At 64.2% G+C, this 4230-nt stretch carries 5 protein-coding genes; 1 reads left to right on the top strand and 4 read right to left on the bottom strand.

Going from position 1 to position 4230, the window contains the following annotated elements; all coding sequences use genetic code 11:
• The 4 genes from QOC89_RS26160 to QOC89_RS26145 form a co-directional block, all read right to left on the bottom strand.
• The coding region (locus QOC89_RS26160; protein WP_323047676.1) for a TetR/AcrR family transcriptional regulator at nucleotides 1-257 on the bottom strand (257 nt) is incomplete at its 3' end.
• Nucleotides 258-337: 80 nt separating this feature from the next.
• Complete coding sequence (gene pdxA, locus QOC89_RS26155; RefSeq protein ID WP_323047675.1) at nucleotides 338-1339, bottom strand: 4-hydroxythreonine-4-phosphate dehydrogenase PdxA; 1002 nt, start codon at nucleotides 1337-1339, stop codon at nucleotides 338-340.
• Complete coding sequence (locus QOC89_RS26150; protein ID WP_323047674.1) at nucleotides 1336-2685, bottom strand: four-carbon acid sugar kinase family protein; 1350 nt, start codon at nucleotides 2683-2685, stop codon at nucleotides 1336-1338. Before QOC89_RS26150 ends, pdxA begins: the two co-directional genes overlap by 4 nt.
• A complete protein-coding gene (locus QOC89_RS26145) occupies nucleotides 2682-3677 on the bottom strand; it encodes a 2-keto-3-deoxygluconate permease (protein ID WP_323047673.1) in 996 nt (331 codons plus the stop codon). The genes QOC89_RS26150 and QOC89_RS26145 overlap by 4 nt, the downstream gene beginning before the upstream one ends.
• 339 nt (nucleotides 3678-4016) lie before the next feature.
• On the opposite strand from QOC89_RS26145, the gene QOC89_RS26140 reads away from it, so the two are divergent.
• Nucleotides 4017-4230: DeoR family transcriptional regulator (locus QOC89_RS26140; RefSeq protein ID WP_323047672.1), on the top strand; the 214-nt coding region annotated here is incomplete at its 3' end.

The following is a 4230-nucleotide window of genomic DNA, read 5'->3' as shown; positions in this document are numbered from 1 at the left end:
AACGGATCAGGCGACGCCGCTTCGAGTGAATGCTGCTTCCATTCAGCGGCCTGCTCCTGCGCGTAGTGATCCAGGATCGCCGCGCCGAATGCCTCTTTGCTCTCGAAGTAGTTGTAGAACGAGCCCTTCGGCACGCCGGCCCGCTCGACGATGTCTTTGACGCCGGTGCCGTGATAACCCGTTTCGGCGAACAGCGCGACACCCGCTTCGAGCAGCTTTTCGCGAAAGTCTTCAGTGCGTCGTGTGTGCATAACCATTACAACTACAGCTTTAAAGGCACGGCGCCGTTCCAGGCAAGTGGGCGGCTCCGCGCACGTCCATCGTTTTTCACGCCGTGTCAGGCGCGGCGCGTCGCGAGTTCGGCGCCTTGACGCAGGGCTTCGAGCAGGCTGCGTTCGTCAGCAATGCCTTTGCCCGCGATGTCGAATGCCGTGCCGTGATCGACCGAGGTGCGGATCACATCGAGACCCACCGTCACGTTGACGCCGGCTTCGAGGCCGAGCACCTTGACTGGACCGTGGCCCTGATCGTGGTACATCGCCACCACCAGATCGAAGTCGCCGCGTCCTGCACGGAAGAACAGCGTGTCGGCCGGGAGCGGGCCTTCGATGTCCCAACCGCGTTCACGCAATACCTGCACGGCCGGAACGATCTTTTCCTCTTCCTCGCCATAACCGAACAGGCCGTTTTCGCCGGCATGCGGGTTGATGCCGCACACGGCGATGCGCGGATTGACAATGCCCGCCTTCACCAGCGTCGCATGGCCCCGTTCGAGCGTGCGTTGCACGAGGCCGGGTTCGATCTTGCGGATCGCATCGATAATGCCGATGTGGGTCGTCACGTGAATCACGCGCAGTTGCGGCGCGACCAGCATCATCGACACCTCTTCGATGCCCGTGAGGTGCGCGAGCATTTCAGTGTGGCCGGGATACTTGTGACCGCCGGCGTGCAACGCTTCCTTGTTCAGCGGCGCCGTGCAGATCGCATCGATCTCGTCGGTCTTCGCGAGTTCGACGGCGCGCGCGATGTACTGATACGCAGCGTCGCCCGCGAGCGCCGACAGTACGCCGAACGGCAAGTCGGCGGGAATCAGCGCGAGGTCGATGCAGTCGATCGTGCCGCGTTCATATAGCGCATCCGCCGGCTTCGCGATGCGGCGCACTTTCGTGCTGCCGCCGACAATCCGGTTGGCCTGCTCAAGGCGCGCCGCATCGCCGATGACGAGCGGGCGGCACTGCCGGTACACGGACTCGTGCGTCAAGCTCTTGACGATGATTTCCGGACCCACGCCCGCTGCATCGCCCATCGTGATGCCGATGACTGGAAGATAGTTGCTCATGATGTTTTGCCTGAATGACGATGGTTCGTTTCGCGAGCCGGCGAAGCTGCCGTTGCGCCGTCTGGGAGAGCCGCTCCGCACTTGCCCGGAGCGAACTCCGGTGTGCCCCGCAGATGAAGGTAGGCGCCATACAGCGCGTGCTCGCTGCCAAAAGCGCCGGCTTTGGTGACGACGGTGAGGCGCGGGTTGCCATGCGGGCGGCCCACCGCCACGCCCGGCTCGATTTCTGAAAGCAGTTGCAGGCTGTCGATGCCAGCGGTACCGAGCATCGCGCGCGCGGTTTCGCCGCCCGTCGCGATCAAGCCGCTCAGATGCGTGAAAAACGGTGCGACGAGCGAGGCGAGCGCCGCCGACAATTGGGCGCCTTCGGCGGGATCGAACAGATCGTCGCGACCAATTCGCACCAGCAGATCGGTGTGCGCACTCAGTTGCGCGCCGACGCGCGCTTGCCAGCCCGCCCACTCCAGATGAAGCGCGCCCGCGCGCAGCACGACCGGCGGCACGATCAACTCGTCCACGCCCGCACGCTCGCGCAGCATCGCGCATTGCTGTTCCGAGACGGCCGAGAGGCTGCCCACCAGAATCAGGATCGCGCTTCTCTGCTGCTCCGGCTCCGACTCCAGCAGCGCGTCTTGCGCTGCTTCCGTGGCGACATCGAACAGGTCGCTCAACGATGCCAGTTCGCGCGCCAGACCGCCTGAGCCGACCCAGAACAGCGCTTCGTCCATCGACGCCGTCGTTTGCGCGAGTGCCCTCAAATCCGCATCCGTTTCCGCATCGACGATGAGCGCCTGCGCGCCGCTCTTCGCCAACGCGGCAATGGCATTGCGCAATGCCGTGGGATCGCCACGCAGTACCTCGACACCCAGAGCCGCGGTGCGCAAGCCGGCCGCCTCGACCATGGCGTTGAGGTCGGCGCAATGCGCGGCGTGTTCGAGCTTCCACGTTTCCGTGTTTTCGAGCGGCACACCGCGCACGAATACGCGGCCCTCACGCACGGTGCGCCCGGTGGCAGGAAAGGCGGTGGCGACGATGGCGAGGCCCGCGAGCGGCTGCAACGCGGCGACTTCCGCGGCCCAGTTGCCACGCAAGGTTGAATCGATTTTCTTGTACAGACGTCGACCCGGTCCGCGCTGCGCCAGCCACGCGGCGCTGGTGCACTGTGCGGCTTCGGCCGGCGGCATGCGGCGGGTGTCGGTATCCACCGCGATCACCTCCGCCGCGCTCATCGCGCGTGACGCGTTCAGCGTGACCGCCGTCCTGCGCCCCGCACCCGCAAATGCAATTGCGCAGTCGGCGGCGCCGGACAGGTCGTCGGCGATGATCAGAATGCTCGTGCAACTCACCGGGTCGCCTCCAATGCAGCCGCGCGGCGATCGTCGGCACGCTTGCCGACCCGCTTGGCGACGGCTGCGGTGAGGATCGGCGACACGATCGCGGTCACGACGACGCACGAGGCGACCAGCAAGGTCGCGCTCTTCGCGGCCTCGGCATAGACCGGATTGGCCGCTGCGATCAACGCAGGCACCGCCGCTCCATTGCCTGCCGTATTGGCTGCCGCCACGCCTGCGACACCCGTGCCGCCGGTCAGCCGGTCGGTCAGATAAAGAGGGATGCCCGTCAGGATCACCACCGCGACACCGAGGCCGATGCCGAGCAAGCCGGCTTGCCATACTTTATGCAGGTCGAGGCTCGCGCCCAGCGCCAGGGCGAAGAACGGAATCATCACCGGCACGGCGCGGCCGAGAAAGCTGCGCATCTCACGGTCCAGGTTGCCGAGCAGCATGCCGGCCGCGAGCGGGAGAATGCTGCCGACCAATGTCTGCCACGGAAACGCCGACAGCCCTGCCACGCCGAGCGTGACCATGGTCAGGAACGGGCCGGATTCGAGCGACATGATCGTGTAAGCACCCACGTCTTCAGACCTGCCATATTGGCCCATTAATGCCATGTACAGGCCGCCGTTCGTGTCGTTCATCGCCGCGACCACCGCCAGCGTCGACATGCCCGCGAACAGTCCGGACGAAACCGGCTGCTCACCCAAAAAGTGGCCCAGCACGACACCCACCACAATCGCCGACCCAACCTTGGCCGCGAACAGCGCCCCGCCCTTCTTGAGCAGATAAGGCGTCGCCTTCACATCGATCGACGCCCCCATGCACACATAGAACACGGCGAGAATCGGCAACGCGCCGGTAAACAGCGCATTGGTGAACGAGCCGAAGAACTTCGGCATGTCCGGCACGAAGGTGGCGATCATTGCGCCGAACAATAGCGGGACGATCATCATCCCGCCCGGAACGCGTTCGATCGCGCGTTTGATAGGAAGTTGGGCCATTCAGTGTCTCCTGTTTGAAAGTGACCGATTCAATCATTTTAATTGACCGATTCAGTCATTCGGAGTGTACTCGAGCGAACGGCTCTGCGCAATCCGCTCATGACCAAATCATGGAAACCTATAAATTCGCCGCAATAAGCAGTTCCGCGCGGGATACGAACCCAGATTGATCGAATCGATCAAAAAGACACAACGCTTGTCCGCCACGACGACGCATGCGTACTGCCCGGGCGAGCCGCGAGCATTGCTCCAGCAGGCGGTTTGATTACACTTACGCCCGTTGGCGCTTTTCCTGTCTATTGCCCGCACCATTCGGACGACTCGCTACCCTCTATCACCATGAAAGTTACGAACCGCCGCGAGGCAATGCTGAAGGCCGTCCTGTCCGGCATGAACGACGTAGGCGCGCTGTGCGAGCATTTCGGCATGTCCGAAGCCACCGTGCGTCGCGACCTGCGCGCGCTCGCCGACGAACGGCTCATCGTGCGCACGTATGGGGGAGCGGCCGCCTCGGTCGGGATTCACGAACCCGAGGAGTCGCTCGATCAGCGGC

It is taken from the genome of Paraburkholderia sp. (genome assembly GCF_034668105.1).
In the GTDB taxonomy this organism is placed as follows: Bacteria; Pseudomonadota; Gammaproteobacteria; order Burkholderiales; family Burkholderiaceae; genus Paraburkholderia.
Note: the sequence above shows the minus strand (reverse complement) of the source record. Positions and strands in the feature narration are given on the sequence as shown.